This window comes from Pantoea sp. JZ2 (genome assembly GCF_035191405.1).
Classification (GTDB): Bacteria; Pseudomonadota; Gammaproteobacteria; order Enterobacterales; family Enterobacteriaceae; genus Pantoea; species Pantoea stewartii.
Genome location: NZ_CP045247.1, coordinates 1,424,618 through 1,440,568, shown reverse-complemented (window position 1 = coordinate 1,440,568; position 15,951 = coordinate 1,424,618). Strand labels below are relative to the sequence as shown.

At 53.2% G+C, this 15,951-nt stretch carries 24 protein-coding genes; all 24 read right to left on the bottom strand.

Features of this window, described 5'->3' with window-relative positions; translation table 11 throughout:
- Position 1: 1 nt before the first annotated feature.
- The 24 genes from GC087_RS07205 to GC087_RS07090 all read right to left on the bottom strand — a co-directional run bounded on the left by GC087_RS07205 (position 2) and on the right by GC087_RS07090 (position 15,861).
- Positions 2-574: a virion core protein, T7 gp14 family gene (locus GC087_RS07205; RefSeq protein ID WP_324030152.1), complete on the bottom strand. Its 573-nt coding sequence runs from the start codon at positions 572-574 to the stop codon at positions 2-4.
- On the bottom strand, positions 574-1,038 hold the full coding sequence (locus tag GC087_RS07200; RefSeq protein WP_324030150.1) for a hypothetical protein: 465 nt from the start codon (positions 1,036-1,038) through the stop codon (positions 574-576). The genes GC087_RS07205 and GC087_RS07200 overlap by 1 nt, the downstream gene beginning before the upstream one ends.
- Positions 1,038-3,506: a phage tail protein gene (locus GC087_RS07195; RefSeq protein WP_324030149.1), complete on the bottom strand. Its 2,469-nt coding sequence runs from the start codon at positions 3,504-3,506 to the stop codon at positions 1,038-1,040. The genes GC087_RS07200 and GC087_RS07195 overlap by 1 nt, the downstream gene beginning before the upstream one ends.
- Positions 3,506-4,111, bottom strand: coding sequence for a phage connector family protein (locus GC087_RS07190; protein WP_282473024.1), 606 nt, complete (start codon positions 4,109-4,111; stop codon positions 3,506-3,508). The genes GC087_RS07195 and GC087_RS07190 overlap by 1 nt, the downstream gene beginning before the upstream one ends.
- A gap of 50 nt (positions 4,112-4,161) precedes the next feature.
- Positions 4,162-4,569 carry a hypothetical protein gene (locus tag GC087_RS07185; protein ID WP_324030147.1) on the bottom strand — a complete coding sequence of 136 codons (408 nt, stop codon included), beginning with the start codon at positions 4,567-4,569 and terminating at the stop codon, positions 4,162-4,164.
- Positions 4,570-4,580: 11 nt separating this feature from the next.
- Complete coding sequence (locus tag GC087_RS07180) at positions 4,581-5,018, bottom strand: Bbp16 family capsid cement protein (RefSeq protein WP_324030145.1); 438 nt, start codon at positions 5,016-5,018, stop codon at positions 4,581-4,583.
- Positions 5,019-5,071: 53 nt separating this feature from the next.
- A complete protein-coding gene (locus tag GC087_RS07175) occupies positions 5,072-6,058 on the bottom strand; it encodes a major capsid protein (protein ID WP_164482427.1) in 987 nt (328 codons plus the stop codon).
- An 11-nt stretch (positions 6,059-6,069) separates the two neighbouring features.
- Positions 6,070-6,777 carry a peptidase gene (locus tag GC087_RS07170; protein WP_324030143.1) on the bottom strand — a complete coding sequence of 236 codons (708 nt, stop codon included), beginning with the start codon at positions 6,775-6,777 and terminating at the stop codon, positions 6,070-6,072.
- Between the two features lie 8 nt (positions 6,778-6,785).
- Complete coding sequence (locus tag GC087_RS07165) at positions 6,786-7,235, bottom strand: hypothetical protein (protein ID WP_324030141.1); 450 nt, start codon at positions 7,233-7,235, stop codon at positions 6,786-6,788.
- Positions 7,235-7,540 carry a Bbp19 family protein gene (locus GC087_RS07160; protein ID WP_324030140.1) on the bottom strand — a complete coding sequence of 102 codons (306 nt, stop codon included), beginning with the start codon at positions 7,538-7,540 and terminating at the stop codon, positions 7,235-7,237. Before GC087_RS07160 ends, GC087_RS07165 begins: the two co-directional genes overlap by 1 nt.
- Entirely contained in the window at positions 7,537-9,201 is a 1,665-nt protein-coding gene (locus tag GC087_RS07155; protein WP_324030139.1) for a portal protein, read from the bottom strand. Before GC087_RS07155 ends, GC087_RS07160 begins: the two co-directional genes overlap by 4 nt.
- A 15-nt stretch (positions 9,202-9,216) precedes the next feature.
- Positions 9,217-9,423, bottom strand: a complete 207-nt coding sequence (locus GC087_RS07150) for a hypothetical protein (protein ID WP_210515146.1) — start codon at positions 9,421-9,423, stop codon at positions 9,217-9,219.
- 287 nt (positions 9,424-9,710) lie between these two features.
- On the bottom strand, positions 9,711-9,893 hold the full coding sequence (locus GC087_RS07145; protein WP_324030138.1) for a hypothetical protein: 183 nt from the start codon (positions 9,891-9,893) through the stop codon (positions 9,711-9,713).
- Positions 9,894-10,281: 388 nt separating this feature from the next.
- Positions 10,282-11,754: a terminase gene (locus GC087_RS07140; RefSeq protein ID WP_324030137.1), complete on the bottom strand. Its 1,473-nt coding sequence runs from the start codon at positions 11,752-11,754 to the stop codon at positions 10,282-10,284.
- Positions 11,747-12,325 carry a terminase small subunit gene (locus GC087_RS07135; protein WP_324030136.1) on the bottom strand — a complete coding sequence of 193 codons (579 nt, stop codon included), beginning with the start codon at positions 12,323-12,325 and terminating at the stop codon, positions 11,747-11,749. The genes GC087_RS07140 and GC087_RS07135 overlap by 8 nt, the downstream gene beginning before the upstream one ends.
- 94 nt (positions 12,326-12,419) lie before the next feature.
- Positions 12,420-12,692: a hypothetical protein gene (locus GC087_RS07130; protein WP_164482435.1), complete on the bottom strand. Its 273-nt coding sequence runs from the start codon at positions 12,690-12,692 to the stop codon at positions 12,420-12,422.
- A 61-nt stretch (positions 12,693-12,753) separates the two neighbouring features.
- Positions 12,754-13,092, bottom strand: a complete 339-nt coding sequence (locus tag GC087_RS07125) for a hypothetical protein (protein WP_324030134.1) — start codon at positions 13,090-13,092, stop codon at positions 12,754-12,756.
- Positions 13,092-13,343, bottom strand: a complete 252-nt coding sequence (locus GC087_RS07120) for a hypothetical protein (protein ID WP_324030132.1) — start codon at positions 13,341-13,343, stop codon at positions 13,092-13,094. The genes GC087_RS07125 and GC087_RS07120 overlap by 1 nt, the downstream gene beginning before the upstream one ends.
- Positions 13,333-13,827, bottom strand: a complete 495-nt coding sequence (locus tag GC087_RS07115; protein WP_324030131.1) for a DUF551 domain-containing protein — start codon at positions 13,825-13,827, stop codon at positions 13,333-13,335. The genes GC087_RS07120 and GC087_RS07115 overlap by 11 nt, the downstream gene beginning before the upstream one ends.
- Positions 13,820-14,293, bottom strand: a complete 474-nt coding sequence (locus tag GC087_RS07110) for a hypothetical protein (protein WP_324030130.1) — start codon at positions 14,291-14,293, stop codon at positions 13,820-13,822. Before GC087_RS07110 ends, GC087_RS07115 begins: the two co-directional genes overlap by 8 nt.
- Positions 14,283-14,540 (bottom strand): hypothetical protein, encoded by a 258-nt coding sequence (locus GC087_RS07105; RefSeq protein ID WP_324030128.1) that lies wholly within the window; start codon positions 14,538-14,540, stop codon positions 14,283-14,285. The genes GC087_RS07110 and GC087_RS07105 overlap by 11 nt, the downstream gene beginning before the upstream one ends.
- A 1-nt stretch (position 14,541) precedes the next feature.
- Positions 14,542-15,090, bottom strand: coding sequence for a YfdS family phage-associated protein (locus GC087_RS07100; protein WP_324030127.1), 549 nt, complete (start codon positions 15,088-15,090; stop codon positions 14,542-14,544).
- A 166-nt stretch (positions 15,091-15,256) separates the two neighbouring features.
- Positions 15,257-15,604 (bottom strand): DUF1064 domain-containing protein, encoded by a 348-nt coding sequence (locus GC087_RS07095; protein ID WP_324030125.1) that lies wholly within the window; start codon positions 15,602-15,604, stop codon positions 15,257-15,259.
- On the bottom strand, positions 15,601-15,861 hold the full coding sequence (locus GC087_RS07090) for a hypothetical protein (RefSeq protein ID WP_324030123.1): 261 nt from the start codon (positions 15,859-15,861) through the stop codon (positions 15,601-15,603). The genes GC087_RS07095 and GC087_RS07090 overlap by 4 nt, the downstream gene beginning before the upstream one ends.
- Positions 15,862-15,951: the final 90 nt, after the last annotated feature.

Genomic DNA, 15,951 nt, shown 5'->3' with positions numbered 1-15,951 from the left:
CTTAAAAGGTAAAGCTGTTGCTGCCGTAACGACTGCTTTTCAGTCCGCCAAATGCGCTTGAATTAGTGGAACCGCCGACAGACGAAGATGATGAGAACGGGCTTTTACCACCTGCTGACGTATATCCTGAATAAGCACCCAGCGCCCCATTGAGCAACGTCATACCCGCCTGCTGATTTCCAAAAGAACTCAGTGCTGATGCCTGTGAACGGTTACCAGCGGCCTGCGTCTGGAGGCCATACGCCTGTGCTTTTGCGTTGTTCACTGTAGTCAGCGCATCAAGTTCACCCATTTGCGCTGTGTCGCCAAAAATATCCACAGCTGTGCCACCGCCCAGGTCGACGCCACTGGCTGCCATAGTCGCCGCCTGCGTTCCTGAAAGCTGACGCGCCCGGGCACGCATCTGATCTGCCTGCGCGTTACCAGCATTTATTGCGGCGTCGGCGGATTTCTCCTGCAGGTCAGCATTGTAGTTGGCAAGCTCTGACTGATATTTCGACTGCTGGCGCTGGCTGTAAGCAGATGCTGCAGTAGCTGCAAGCATGGCCACACCGATAGCAACGGGTCCGCACATTATTTTCTCTCCAGGGTGAAGCGGTGAAACAGCATGCCGTTTGGTCCGGCCGGTGCTGGTTCATCAAGTTTGAATCCCAGCCAGTGCAGCCACTGTTTAGCCGCAATGTTTCTGGCATCTACATAATTCTCAAGACGGGGGAATGACTCAAGGATGCCAGCGAGTAAAGGGCGGCTGTGGCGGATAAAAGCGCGTGAATGGCTTTCAAGCTTGTCTGAGGCAATCAGCCATGGCGTTCCATAACCGGTTAAAATACTCGCGGGCGTCACACCAAAAACAGCCACCACCTCGCCATCCACCAGCCCGGCCCAGCAAAATGCTGAACGGGCAAGGCCATAGTCCAGTACCTGCGCAGGCGTCATTGACCAGCCTGATTCAAATTCTTCTATGTCGGCCTGTCTCACGTTTGAGACAAGATCAGCGGCATGCTCCGGCGTGGCGGCTACTATCGAAACCTCTGGCATTATCTTCCCCCCACTGACACATACGGGATTACAGCCAGGATTGAAAGTGGTAGCGGATCTTCCTGGCGAACATACACGCGGCCACCTTTTCCCCAGTTAGCATCAATGCTGATATCGATCGTGCCGGTAGCATCCTCTACAGGATTGTCATAAAACTCATATTCCCGCTGCGCATACTCATAAAGATTTTTACCGTCGGTACCGGCAAACACTCCCCGGCTGGAGTTGACCAGCAGGCTAACCTGAGAAATGATCATCTTTTTATCAAGCAGCGTTTCCTGTCCGGTAATATTCACGTCCAGGGTTTCAAACTCAGCTGTCACAGGAAGGCCAATATGGACGACGGCACCCGGCGTACTGATATCGACTGCGCCGCCAGTGACTGTCTTTTGCGGCTCAACATTGCCATCTGACAGGATATTGACTGTTTTACCTTCCAGATGATCAAGCCCTGAAAAATGAGATACAGCCTTGCTCCATTGTGTTAATGGCTGGTTTTGCAGAATCAAAGGGATGTCGTGGTTAGCGGTGACAGAAGCCTGGTTCGACGAAATAATGGCGCCGATTTTTAACCGAAGGACTTTATCAACCAGCTCATCATCCTCTGCCTGCTGGTAGGAAATGTGAATTTCCTCACCGACATTGGCCGATGTGAAATAGGCCACACCCGAGGCACTAAGCGTCAAAGGTGATGACCATTTCCAGGTGCTGTCGGTGGTGCCTACTGTCATGGTGCGTGATTGATCGGTATTCCTGCCATCATAGCTAAGGCCACAATCAACGAAGAAAGCATCAACATCTGAACTGAACTGCCGCGTTGAAAGCCGTTCAATATAGCGACGAGACTGTCCATTAATGGTCCGCTGCACTGTAAAATAAACAGCATCCTCTGTGCCTTCGCTGATACTGCATGTTGACTCAAAATTCCCATCAGTAGGCTGCGGTGCCCAGGCGAATACCTGTTGGTCACGCAGGTAAGTCAGGGTCAGTAACATGCCATCATTACGAATAGCCCAGGCTGCCGAATAAGGCACGACAGAGAATGACCAGTCGGTAAGTTGATAACCCTGAAACAGGTGGTTAGCCAGTACGGTAAGATCGCTTCCCTGATAGCTGTCAACGTCGAATGAATAAGCCAGATCACGAACAACACTGCCCTTTTCCTGGATAAACAGCGCGATATTGCTGACTGTGATGGGCGGTGTTGAACTGGCGCCGTCGGCCCCCTGTGAGCTGAAAGAGAACGAACTGGGTGTAAGCACCTTGTTCTGGTCGCCGTTAATCTTGAACTGGCCGCCAGACATTAGTGCAACCAGGGATCCTACATCAATCAGGTGGCGGATTTCGTTTACCTGGCGTCCTGCATATGTGTAAGTAATGCGATCATCGTCAGCAATGGGTGAGCTTTTGCCAAAGTCCTTATAATCTCCAGACCGGCTCGACCAGATGGTTTGTGGTGCGGCGCGTGATGCGGCGAAGAAAAGGCGCTGCTGATAATAGACCACCGTGCCAGGGTAGCCATTGGCGCTGTTCCATGCGAAGCGGGCCCATTTATAAGAGCCGTTACCACTGCCAACAGCATTAGATGGAATGCGTGAGACTACCTCTGCTGAAGCAGTGGTTCCATTTGCAGAAACAATACGACAAATACCAAAACCAGAATGCAGATATTCCCAGGGAACACCTGTTGATCCCTCTCCTGTTCCTCCCCAGCCATCAAGAGAAACGCCTTCAGTATGGGATGGCCGCAATGAACCAGTTGTGCCAGCGTATGAGGCCCGGTAATAATTGTTGCCTGCCCTGCGAACAATCCCAGCGGTAACTGGTTTTCCGGACTCCCACACTGGGATGTTGTCTATGGATGATTGCTCAAGATAAAAAAGTTTTCCGTTTTGCTCAGTTCCAAAAATAGAACTGCTTGCTGTAAGCGTGATGGTTCCTGTTTCACCACTTGCATATACCACTACGGATTTATTGATATTTACGTCTTCGAAGGGACCGTTTTTGGTTACGACTTCAACCAGCGCCCAGTTATCGTGCGCATAACGCTGTAATTCTCGGGGCGCATAGTTGGGATGGCAGATGGTCATCACATCAGCTGACTGGGTGTATTTCAGGTCAAACAGATCTGCTTCCAAATAGGGTGTCGCAATTTCATAGACAGCACCTGCAGAATTCAGCACCTGGCCGCCGTCTTTGAATACACGCATATAACCGTCACCAAACTCCAGCGCATAGGTCTGTACGGTCGAAAACTGGAAGGGGATCAGTCGGCACTTTTTGTTTGGGTATTTTGCCTCTGCAATAAAGCGCGTGCCCGGCCGATTCTCCACCCCGCCATACTGGCGCACAATGAAGTTACGACACCGGCGGAGGGACACGGAATATTTTGCCAGGTCAATGCGGCCATATACGTTTGGTGCAATCTCACCACCGGCAAATGAGGGCTGGATGATACTGTTGGACATCAGCTTAACCTCGCACTGGTGAATTCGCTCTGTGGCTCTACAGGTTCCTGGCTCTCATTCATTGAGTGGCTGCCCGCGCTGCGGATAATCTGCGAATACATTGTCAGGCAGTTCTGAACGAGATTGGGGGCCGATGCCAGGGGCATACCGATTTCGCTGGCCAGCTTCCATGACAGGGCGCTGCGGAACAGCGGGTCAAACATATTGGGATCTGAAATATCACTGACGTAACGGAGCCAGGCATCAGGCTGATCCGTGTAAATCAGTCGTCCTGTACCTTCGAAATCCGAACCTGTCTGATATTCAATGCGGCAACGTTCCGGCGGGTTACGCATGCCGGGCACCATGATATCGACGATGCGCTGGCAGTCGGTCGGGTAACGGTAGGCATATTGCCAGTCGCTTGGCGCTGCGCCGGTGTCAGCCAGCGCGACACGCTTAATAGCAAAGTTCCAGTCAAAGTCTGCAAGCACCTCAAGGCGGGCAGACTCATAGTGCAGGTCGCAAAGGCCCGCCTCTTTGCTTTTCTCAGTCAGGCTGTTTATGGTGCGGCTGTTGCCCAGGCGACTGAGTGCAATGTTGCAGATTTCGATTACGGATGCCACAGGCTCACTCCTGAAAAAAAGGGGCCAACCGGCCCCTGTCTTATCGCCGGTCACTGACCGAGTTCGCGTCGCTTCTCTGCGATTTTTTCGCGGAGGGTTTCGGCTTTGAAGTTGAAGTGAGGCTTCTCGTTAAAGAGTCCTTCATACTCTTCTCGGAGCTTGTCCAGATCTTCATCACCCTGACCGTTTCCGCCATTGCCGCCTTCAGGGTTTGGCTGGTTACCGTTTCCGCCAGCGGGTGGCGGGTTATCGATTCCGTTTGGCACGATGACTTCAACAGCCTTCCCTTTCTTCTCTGCTTTTTTCTTAGCCGCCTTAGCGGCATCGTTTAATGGCTCCAGCGCGGTGCCCGGCTCACCGTCATAATCAACTTCTGAGCCTTCAGGCCACAGGTTGTTGTGAATGTGGGACAGGCGCAGAACGCGATACTTTGCCTTTTCTTTAGTGACTTCTGACATTTACGCGCCCCTTAACCAGTGATGCGAGAGCGGATCGGATACGGTGCGTTGTTATCCACATCCAGGTTAATACCGGCGGTGAATGCGCCAGCGGTCAGCGGACCGGTGCCCACAACGTAGTTCACGCGCAGATAACGCTGAACACCCTGGGGAACCTTCTGTGACATGACACGCTTGCCAGCAGTCAACGCGGACAGAGCCAGATCACCCGTAGAGGTGAGCGTGGTCCAGGTGCTGTTATCAGGGCTGGTCTGCAACTGAATGTTGACCGTGGCAGCACCGGCGGCGGCCGCTGTGGAATTCACGGTTGCCCAGAATTCCAGAGGGTAGCCAACACCAATATCGCGGCGCGTGCCGTCGATTGGGCCCAGGTCGATAACGTCGGCTGAAGCAGCAGAAGCGGTCACCGCCTGCGCTTCGGAGAACATCAACAGTTTGTCGAGGATCATCTTTATTTCTCCATTAGGCGGGCCAGGTATCAGCCCGCCGGTTTAGTCAGGGGTTAAACTACGCGCGCTTCTGTTTCAAGAATCGCATCAGTTTCACGGATAGGGACGCCACGGAAAGAAGTCCACCATTCGCCTTCAGTCTCCTTGACGCTGAGCGCCAGAGAAGCTTTGTCCAGTGACTGGAGATCCAGCGCCTGGCCGATTGTGCGGTTCATATAGAACACCGGTTTACCCATGCCGCGGTTAGGGATGCGGTGCAGCGCCTTAACCATCAGACTGACGATGTTGGCAGCAGAGCCAGGAACAGACAGATCGCTGACATCGATGTTTGCGATACGAACGACATAACGCCAGTCACGCAGTGACAGACCGTTATCCCATTTGTAATGGGTGCGATAGCCTTCATACGGGTTGTTGTTGGCATCACGCAGCGTTTGCTGGCCTTTATCTTCCATGTGTAAGCCAGCTTTCTGGCCTTTAGGGAAGATGCCGTGAACGGTATTTTCACCCCATACCACCAGCCAGATAGACGTGTTATCGGTGCCGGTACCACCAGCGTCGATAATGTTCTGGCCATTTCCGGCGGTCTTGCTGGAGTAGCGTGATGACAGCCCCATGAACTGTTGCGGGTTAACGCTGGTGTCGCCATAGAAAAGCGTCTGTGCCATCTGTTGATTCATCGCTTCAATAAACGCGCGGTCTTCAGACAGGCGGAATTCAGACGTATTTCCGTTCAGGTCAGCCAGTGATTTATCAACTTCCGCATAGCTTTCCAGCATGCCGATAGAATCAGTGATCTGTACCGTGGTTGACTTGCTGGGCTGTACGCCATAGTTCAGCAAACGCCATGTAGCGTTAGGCAGACCTGAGCGAACAGTGGTGCGATGACCGGTAGGAAGGTTACCTTCCACAATCAGCATGTCCTGCAAAATTGGGTTGGTCTGCGAAAGCAGCTCAGTGATTTTGTCAATCTTACCGTTTGGATCTACGCGCTTACCCCAGTCAGCCAGCGTCAGCGCAGTTAAGCCTTTAACAGCCATAATTTTTTTCCTCAGTTTTTGCCATAAAGTACGTCGGCCGCCGAACGCTGGCCTTTCTCATTTGCCGTGACCAGGCTGTCCTCAGACATGGCCGCGCCAACCTTCACAAACACACGGATCAACTCTGGATGGTTGCCCATGCCGCTTGTCTCTAAAAACTCGCGCAGTTCAGGCGTGGCGAATTTATCCATTGCCTGTTTAGCGCGGGTCAGATTGGCTTCGAACTTTTCGCCGCCGATCTCTTTATCTTCTTTGGTCGCGGTGCCCCAGTCGGCCACCTGCTTTTGCCAGGTGTCGGCCTGCTGCTTCATCAGCTGCGGCATGACTTTGGTGCCATACAGATCGACCAGCTTTTGCGCCTGCTCCTGTGACAGGTTAAGTTCACGGGCGATTGGCTCGAACTGCTCAACAGCCGCTTTGTCCAGCTCGCTGCCTTCGGGAGCTTTGAACTCATAGGCTTCCGGCGCGCCTTCTGGCTTCTTCTGTTCTTCAGGCTTTTTGCCTTCGCCGTCGCCATCCTTACCCGCCTCACCTTCCGCTGGCTGACCATCACCGCCTTCAGCTTTAGCGCCTTCTGTGCCCGATGGCTGTTCAGTTCCGGTCTGTGCTGTCTGCTCTGCTGCTGGCGCGCCTGCATCGGCGCCTGGTGCTGGTGCTTCAGGCGCTGCTGCTTCTGACTGAAACCGGACGTTGAAAATCTTGCGAAATAACGCGTTCATAAAACCCCTTAGACGATCGCTAAATTGGTAACTGAACCAGCGGATACAGTGCTGGTGACTTTTCTGTTTGCAGTGCCGATCGCCAGAATTGCGTTATTGGTGACGGGCACGCTGTTAATGACCTGACCGTTTGCCAGGGTGGCCACTGTTGGGTCGAGCTTTAGAACCACCACGCCGTTGACGATGGAAATCTTGTGCGTACCGCTCACCGCGACGCCGGCACTGTTCTGCACGGTCACGCTGTCACCATCGGTCAGCAACTTCTGATTGGCAGCCAGCACGGAGCTGTCGCCCATTACCATTGCCTGAAAGAAGTCATAGCCACCCTGAGAACTTGATGAGCTGCGAATCTGAACAGCGCCATAAGGCTGATAGCCCTGCTTCAGCATCGGTGGCAGCATTGTTTCCAACTCTGCAATGGATGACGTGCGCACAAACTTAATGTCGGTAAAAGGCATCAGGGTTTTTCCTCGCTCTCTCTGGCTTCTTTAGCCATGGTCAGATAGAGATCAGGGCAATGAGTCATCACCTCTGTGAACAGGCGCAAGCCTTCATTGCGGCGCCCTTCGTTGAAATTGGTCTGGTTGTTGTCACCCGTGAAAGAGACAGAGAACACGCCAGCACCTTCCAGAACCTTCCAGATGACGCGGCGGCCCTGCTGGCTTTCCATGACGTGGATCAGGTCATCACGCTCACGTTCTGCGGCAAGGCGCTGTTGTAACTGCTGATCTGCCAGTTCCTGGCTTTGCTCGAAATCAGTCATTGCTGCACTGCTCCGGCTACGGCGGTCAGGCCGTTCTGGCCTTCAAGATTCGCCTGACTTAAATCCTTGGCACCGCCGATAGCCTCGCGGGCCATCTGCATCTGCTGTGCCATCTGCATCTGTTCAGCGCGCTGCTGACGAATCTGCTGCACCTGCTCTTCTGGAACGATGACGGTTGGTGATACGCCGATAGAGTCGCCATAGCTGTCGATGAGTTTGTCGACGTCGATTTTGTCCAGCGCTTCCGGTTTGGCCTGTGCCATGCTGCCGACGAATCCAACGAAACGCTCCATGCTGCTGACGCCGATAGACTTCTGCGCTTGGGCCATGACCGAGATATATTCAATGCGCAGCGCGGTACCCTGGAGAACTTCCGGGGCAGGTGGCAGCATGCCCTTGCGGGACATGATGGCGAATACCCGGTCAATCAGCGGATCGAGAAACTCATCATTCAGGCGCTCAAGCACCGGGCCGAGCATCAGCAGTTTCTCTTCGCGCAATTCATTGACCGCTTCCACTGGCATGGAGCGGGTGTTAATGGTTTGCAGCATCAGGAACAGGTCAACAAAATAGGCGCTGCGGATAGTTTCGCGCGTGTCCTGAATGTCGTTCAGCAGGTCACCGGTGTTCGGGTTGACCATGTAAAGCGGCTTCAGACCGTCCTGCCCTGTCAGCTGATCGAGGTAGGTCACCGCACCAGGCAGTTGAGATATCCGCTGTTGTTTGAGCGATGAAGGCCCCACCAGCGGCGGGTTTGTCGCTTTATCGATGAGCTGGCTTTTACGCTTCTGTTCAAGCTGCAGCGCTTTGACCTGACCTAATGCGGTCATGCCTGGGCAGTTGCTTCCATACGCATCCTCGCCATTCACTTCCCAGCGAGGTACCAGAATCGGGAATTCATCAAAGCCTGATTCGCGCAGCACCTTGTCATCACCGGCGCATTCGTAATACACAGAGCTGTAACGCTTGTTTTTGGCGTCCAGCTTTCCGGTATCGCGGTTGACGTTGGGATAAACGGCATGCATGACGTCGTGCCATGTTTCTGTTGAGCGCGTATTCCACTGGCCTTTAACGGTTTCACTGACGTTATCCAGGCCGAATTGCTCAACCAGCTGGCGGGTAGTCATGCGGAATTTGCGGAATACAGTGTCAACGCTCAGACGAGAGCTGTTTGATACGTAGTAGCTCCCGATTGGAAACGGGTACGTGCGGATTATGTCCTCGTCATCTTCCAGTACCGCCATAGCCGCCGTGCCGTAAGTGCCAAGCTGCGCATAGACGATCGGCAATGACTGATAGAGATTCGACTTATTGAAAATCTCATTCATGCGGCGCTGAACATCTTCCAGCCAGACTTTTACCGGGCCGTAATCTTTCATTGCCGGATCGGAAACTGACAGCGTGAACCACGGGCGCGCGGGGCTGGTGATGCCGGACATCATGCCGCTGGAGAGAGTGCGCTCAGCCAGGGTACAGGTCGGGTCAACAACCTGCGTGTTGCGGCGGTTATCACGGTTTGCATCGGAAACGAGGAAGCGGCTGGAGCGCGGGCTGATGTAATCAGACAGGTCACGCCAGTGGGGATCGAATGTTGTCCGCTCCTGATTCAACAGGCCGAACTGTTTGTTTAATCTCTGCTTCAGCGTTTCTTGCTCAGCCATGATCGCCCCGGTTTATTACTGACCGAGCAGCGTTTTGCTGCTGGTGTTGGCCTGAGAAGTGACGCCCTGCGAACCGGTCAGGATGGTGGAAGCCCGTCCGGCAGCAGCGCGGCGGCGGCGTTCTTCTTCGTCGCGGGCGTTGACTACAGCCGTATCCTGTTCCTGTGGCGCAGCCTGAATCGCAGGCGCTGATGGTACTGACGGTTTAGAACCCATGCACATGTCGGTAACCCCTTTGGATAGTTACCAAAATTAAACCACATACGCATTATTTTAACCACTATACAGAAAATAATTTGACATCAGTTACCATAATGGTAATAGTTAAGCCGTGGAGAGCGCTGACACGTCGGCCACAAGCGGGGGCAGCACCGTAAAAGTCTGCCAGTTCGTAAATTACGTGACCGCGTATTATCCGAACCATGCTGGCTGGAAGGTCAGCACACAACAGGTAAGAGCATTGAAGTGTCCAGTCAGACGCTGGCAATCAGTAAGGGCGGTGCCGCCTGTCAGTGCTCTTTCCGTTGTGGTGAACGCGCAGGCTGATGCGCTATCAACCGCGAATACCACGCGGAGCCGTAAAGTCGGCCACTCAGGGTAAAGCCGGAGATCAGCACCGGCCACCACAACACATCAGGCGAGAGCATTTGGCGGGCGTTCAGGCGCGCCACAGAGGCACTGAGTGCTCTCACCGATGTGCCTAAGACCGTGATCTGTCATTGCTGTGTTTGATTTAGGCGGCTCAACGTTTTACCCAATTTGTCGTTGATGCCGCCATTTTTTTGATACAGGCATAAGCCTTTGAGAGGGTTTATCTCTGTGTCCGAAGAGTCACAATCCTGAGTCTGTAATCTGGTTGGCCCGCTTCGTGCGGGCATTTTTTTTCAAAAGTAAAGTTTCCTAAAATCCCCCATCAGGCTTATGCGCTCCCAGCTTATATGCTACGTTCAAACTAATGCGGTGAATCCACCTGTGCGGATGGGCTGAATCGAATATATCCACTGGATATTATTGATGGGCGAGCAGGGTTACAGATTTCCCCACTCACCGGGAGGCACCCGGCACCGCAGACCTCATTTTTTAATCGTACGGATTGTATTCTGTTTCGCTACGGCCCTGATCCTGACTGCCAACATACTGAAGCTTTTTCACCACAGGGAATGCGAACGTCAGTGCCAGCGCATCGGCGTCGTTCGGCGATTTACCCAAACGCTCTTTGATACTCGACTTATCCTCCAGCACGATGCGGCTGTCTTTCAGCCTGACCTTGTATTCCGCTGCTGACAATTCCTCTGCCACCTGCTGGCTGTCCAGTTGCCCGCCGTCCTTCAGCCAGGTCTTGACGGCGTTGTACATTTCGCCGCGCTTGTTCGCCATCTGTGGGTCGGTGGATCCTGAGCCAAACTGTATCAGTTGCCAGTTGCGGCCCCAGTTATCGCCAACGGATTTAACGCCCGTTCCGTAGCCGTAATCGATGAATACCGCATCGGCCTGATACTGGTCCTCGAAACTGGATATAATTTTGGCAAACCATACATCATCGGTCGTGCGCTGGTACTCTCCCAGCTTCTTGCAGTGCAGCCCCTGCCGCAGGTAGATCACCGCCGGGTCGCCGCCCTGGTGCGCGGGGTCAACGCCGATAACGGTGGCCGCATGCGCTATCTGGCCCGGCGTAATCACCCTGCCCACGGCCGCATCCGTCAGCCCTGTAGGGATAAACTGGGCCTCTGATGCCGACGGGAACAGGCCGCGCACACGCACTTTCACAAAGTCGCTGTCCTCGCCGTAGTCATCTACCCACTTCTGGATCTGCTCTTTGTTGGTACCTTCCACGGTGCGGCTGTCAATTTGCGCGGTTTTCCAGCGGTGGCGCAGCTTACGGAAACACTCACGGAAACGGCCGGTGTTACGCGTCGGGTTACCGAACGCCACCCAGATAATTTCCGTGTTCTCATCGGTCAGCGCACCCTCGGCAACCTCCCATACCAGATCGGCGATGTTGGATGCCTCGTCGAATATCAGGATGATGCGCTTACGCTCGTTGTGCAGGCCAGCGAATGCCTCTGTGTTGTTCTCAGACCACGGAATGGCATCAGCGCGCCACGACTTGGCGTGCGACGGATCGTTGCTGTAAATCGCTGTGGCGGTGCAGGTGAACCAGTCCTGTGTGATGCTGAGGCGCTGCCATTTGGCAATCTCTGGCCACGTCTTGGTGCGTAACTGGTTTTCGGTGTTGGCGGTCACCACCACCTTGCAATCTTCACAGGTATCCATGCCCCACTTGACCAGCATCGAGATAAACGCAGATTTCCCGATACCGTGCCCGGATGCGCGCCCAATCATCAGCGGTTGGTGCCGTGTCTCGGGATTCTGCAGGTGATCGCCAATCTCTTTAAACGCCTGTTCCTGCCATTTGCGCGGGCCTTTCGAGTAAGCCAGGTCGGTGCCCTCTTCGCCCCAGGGGAATGCGTACATCGCATAGCCGTAAGGGTCGTGCGTGAAAGCGCCAATATCTTCTATCAGTTGGGCCTCAAGCTGGGCGGCACTACTCATCTTCGCCACCTTTAGCACTGGCGGCGCGCTTGCGGGCGGCGGCCAGCTTGTCAGCCAGGCTCACGTTGATGTTAAGCTCCTGCACCTCTTTGAACGCACTGACGCCAACGTGTTTGCCTATCAGCTCAAGGTTTTTCACCTTGTCAGGCCACTTCACTTTCTGCATGATCGATTCAATATCTTCCTGACCGTCAGAGCCAGCCATGCGGATCCGGTTAATATCCATGGCGCTGAGCGACGTGCGCCAGACCTTTGGCCACTGGCTTACCGGTTTCAGGCTACCCTCATCGGTGAGGATGTCGAGCACGTCCATCTGGTCAATCTCCACCAGCCTTTTCAGCACGTAATCGGCGTCAATCTTTGTCCGGCGGCTTCGCGCCTGGCGCAGATGTGCGATGCGCTCCTGTATGCGCGGATCGGCTTCAAGACGACTTGCGGCCTGTGCTGCTGTGGCTGCTGAGTAGCCGGCGGCGATAGCGCAACCTGTCTGGTCGTCGGGGTTTTTAATACGCTCTTCGCAGTACCGAACCATCTGTTCGTTCAGCGGCTTCGTGGATTGTGGCTTAGGCACTGGTAACACCTCGCAATATAATTACCGTTTTGGTAATCATATCACGCAAAAAAAAACCACCAAACCGGTGGTTTAATTCTTTTGCGCCTGGCGATCACTCTGGCTCTTTGCCTGGCACCATGCGGTAACTATTTTTCTCATCCTCAACGTAATGGGCGTGCGCCACGTTGAAAGCCTCGTTTTCGGTATCAAAGTGCTGACTGGCGATTTCTACCCATTTACCGTACCGACACCAGCGCACATCCCATTTGTCATCTTCACGCTGCCAGATGGCATAGGCTCCGATAAAGCTGCCGTCCGGCGCTGGCACCTTGTCGCCCGGTGACAGGAAATAGAAATAAACGCCGCCGCTGATGAATGTCCGCATAAAAAAGCCCCGTCGAATACCTGAATGCAGTATAGACGAGGCGATTTAGTGCCGTGACATGTCACAATGCTAATTTTGTTTCATGCCAGCCAAGGCGAACCCAACAGGCTGACTCTTCTTTCAGTGGGCAATCCTGCACAGGCAGGCAATCACCACACTTACCGCACTTGCGCTTGCTCATCGATTTGATGCGGCTACGGACCCGTGCATCGTCCTGGCGAATAAGCAGAGCGATATACTCTGCCAGGTCGTAGGGCTCACGCCCTGGACGGCGGGCGGCACAGTTCTTCTCCAACATCGCCAGTTCCTGCTCATCGAGAACAATCTCCAGCTTTTTGATACCGGCATCGGCCTGTCTGGCGCGCTGCTCTGCTTTACGTTCGGCGGGGGATTTAGGCATCAGTCGTCATCCTCATCCCACTCATCATCGTCTTCATCATCGTCTTCATCATCCTGGCCGCACACAGCAGCCAACGGGTTTGTCGCGGCAAGCATGACACTGGCCGCACCTCGGCGTTGAAGCCTGCGCAGAGCCTCAGCAAACTCAAACGCCTCTACTCGCTCAGGGCCTAATTCAACTTGACCAGCATAGCTAAAAGCCTTGTTAACGAGATTTTGCAGGCCTTCATAAATTTCCTGTTTACTGCTCATCCTGACCTCCCGGCGCTGCTGGCAGTGGCATCCAGTAGTCAGCAATCACCTCAATTCCGAACCGGTTAAACTTATTTCTTTTAAATCTTACTGCTTCGATAGCCTCACCGAGGCCAGATGTTGGAATCAGGACGCGCTTACCGATAGGCGGCATCCGCTCACTGCACTTTACCCATCCATCGCTTACAGGCTGTGCCGTGGCGTTAAGGCGCTGGACTTCGGCAGGCGGCGTAAAGCCAATAACATGATCACCTTCTTTAACCAGGCGGATGAGCATAGCGAGGTTATCAATAAGTTCGGCCTCGACGTTCTCCCAAGTTTCACGACCTTCCGTGTAATGAATAACGGCTTTGATAACTTCGCCGCTTTCCTCTGCCACCTTATTCAAAACGTAATTGGGCTGAGGAAATTTAGTCATCGCCTTTTCGGCGCGCGCTCTGGCCTGCTCAACCAGGCTGTCAAAATAATCTGGCAACTTAATCATTTTTCACCTCGTAGCCCTGCTGACGCAATGCTTCTCTGCACGCGTCTATAGCGCTATTAAAACCTTCACACTGTCCCTTCCCCCTAGCTTCATCTACTTCTTTTAAATTGAATCCTTCACATGAGACTTTGCCTGGCAACTCCACCGGGCGCAAAAGCTGAGCGGGCGGGGATTCGAACCAAAATCGATATTCCACCAAATCACCAAAAACTGCCTTTGACCTATCAAGCTTCTCCATCGGCAATGTAAGCCAATTCGAGGCTGGGGTATCAGTTTGCTTGAATCTCCATTCGAAAAGTCCAGGTTTAGCTGTCAGCGCTGCGAGTGCCGTTTCCATCAGCTCGACCATGTAGCGCATGTCAGGGTTGGTTTCTGATGCAGCCTTCCAGCGCTTAATTTCAATCTTGCACAGACCAATCAGCGCCTGCACATCACCATCAACTGGATTGGGGGAATTAGTTGTCATGGCTGGCATCCTTTTTGGCTTCATAAGCAAAGCAAGCGGGGCAAACCCAGCCTTCCCCACGAACTTTATTCCATCCTGCTGATTTGCAATCGTCTACTAACTCTTTATGGGAGAAAATCAAACCGCGCTGAGAATCATCAGACATAACACCCGGGCCTTCATTATCATCTGACCAGCAGCGGAACCCATCGTATTCAGACCGACCAGCACCGCGCCTTTCGCATCTAATCTCTAACCAGATAGCCATATCAGCCCGCCTTTTCCGCAGTGTCATGGGTGCCGGAGCGGAGTTCTTCTTCCCACTCTTTCAGAGACTTTTCTGCATACTCGCCCGACAAACCATCCCGGGCAATCTGCGGATCATCTGACAGGTCTTCTTTTGCAGACAAAATCATGCGTACGACATCGAAAACCTCACGTTTAGGCTTATCTACAAACCCATGGTTAAAGGCAGCGGCAAGGCGTCCAGCTGCGTAGTTGATGCCTTCGTAACGACCCTCCATCCGCACCGAGTTCATATAAGCGTCGGTGGCTGGGGTTTCTTTAGCCATCCACACGATGTCATGTGTTTCGCATGACTCCTCGTTGCCGCACACTGAGCACTCAGAGAATCCGGCAGCATGCATAGCGACGCTATCTTTGAGGTAGGTATTCTCCGCCGCCAGCGCATCCAGCTTCTGCTGCAATTCATCAAACTTGCGCACCAGATAAGCTGGTAAATCTTCGTTAATACGCATGTCGCCAGGTAAACATTTACCGGTCAGCAATCCACGCATTTCGCGTTCGGTGATTTTCATTTCCCTTCTCCTGAATCCGCTACAGACACCACGATTAACTCACTACCGCTTTTCGAGTTAACATCACTTAACCTGTTATTTTCCATAAATATTTTTCACCTCAGACCGTTATAAGAAATCACGTTTTTGTCAATTAACACGCTTTTTACTGCTCTGATTAACCTGTTTAAAACTCTTCTACGTCCCAGCCTGCTGCCCTGGGTTTTGGGTAAACAGCTTTGAAAACGAACGGGTACGCGTCTGCGGCGACCTTCATTTTCACCCGGGCGTCATCGCTGAAAATCCGCTTTGAGCCTTTCACGTCGTGCATTTCAAGCTGGCCACTTGCGTACATCACGGCGAAATCCACGGTGATAAAGCAGTTGTCAGCGAGGCGCAGCTTGATCCCCTCGAAGCGGTACCAGACGATTTGCCCGGCGCGCTTTAGCAACTCCAGGTGGTTTGCGTAGGCGCTTTCGGTCTTGTTCATCTGGCCGGTCTTGAGCCGACCGAGTGCATAAAGTCCTTTTTTCATGCTTTTGCCTTCGCCTTAGTCTTCGCTGGGATAGCCTTGGATTTGGAAGGCTTGACCTTGTCGTCATTACGCTTCGCGTAGCTTCTTGCTTCGCGGAGACAATCTTCAAAAATTCCGCGGCTCTTTATTGATGGCTGCGATGAGCGGCGGTAGTAATCGACAGCAGCATTTGCTGCGCCTTGTGCAACTGGGAGAGAGAAGCCCTCACCCACCATCAACTGCCGGATGTTCTTTTCGATAAACTCGATAGGATGCATATCTCTCTCCTGTTACCTATCTGGTTACTATTACCAATTTGGTAATAACTGGCAAGTAAAAAAATGCGCACTTTTGCGCTTTCTTCCTAT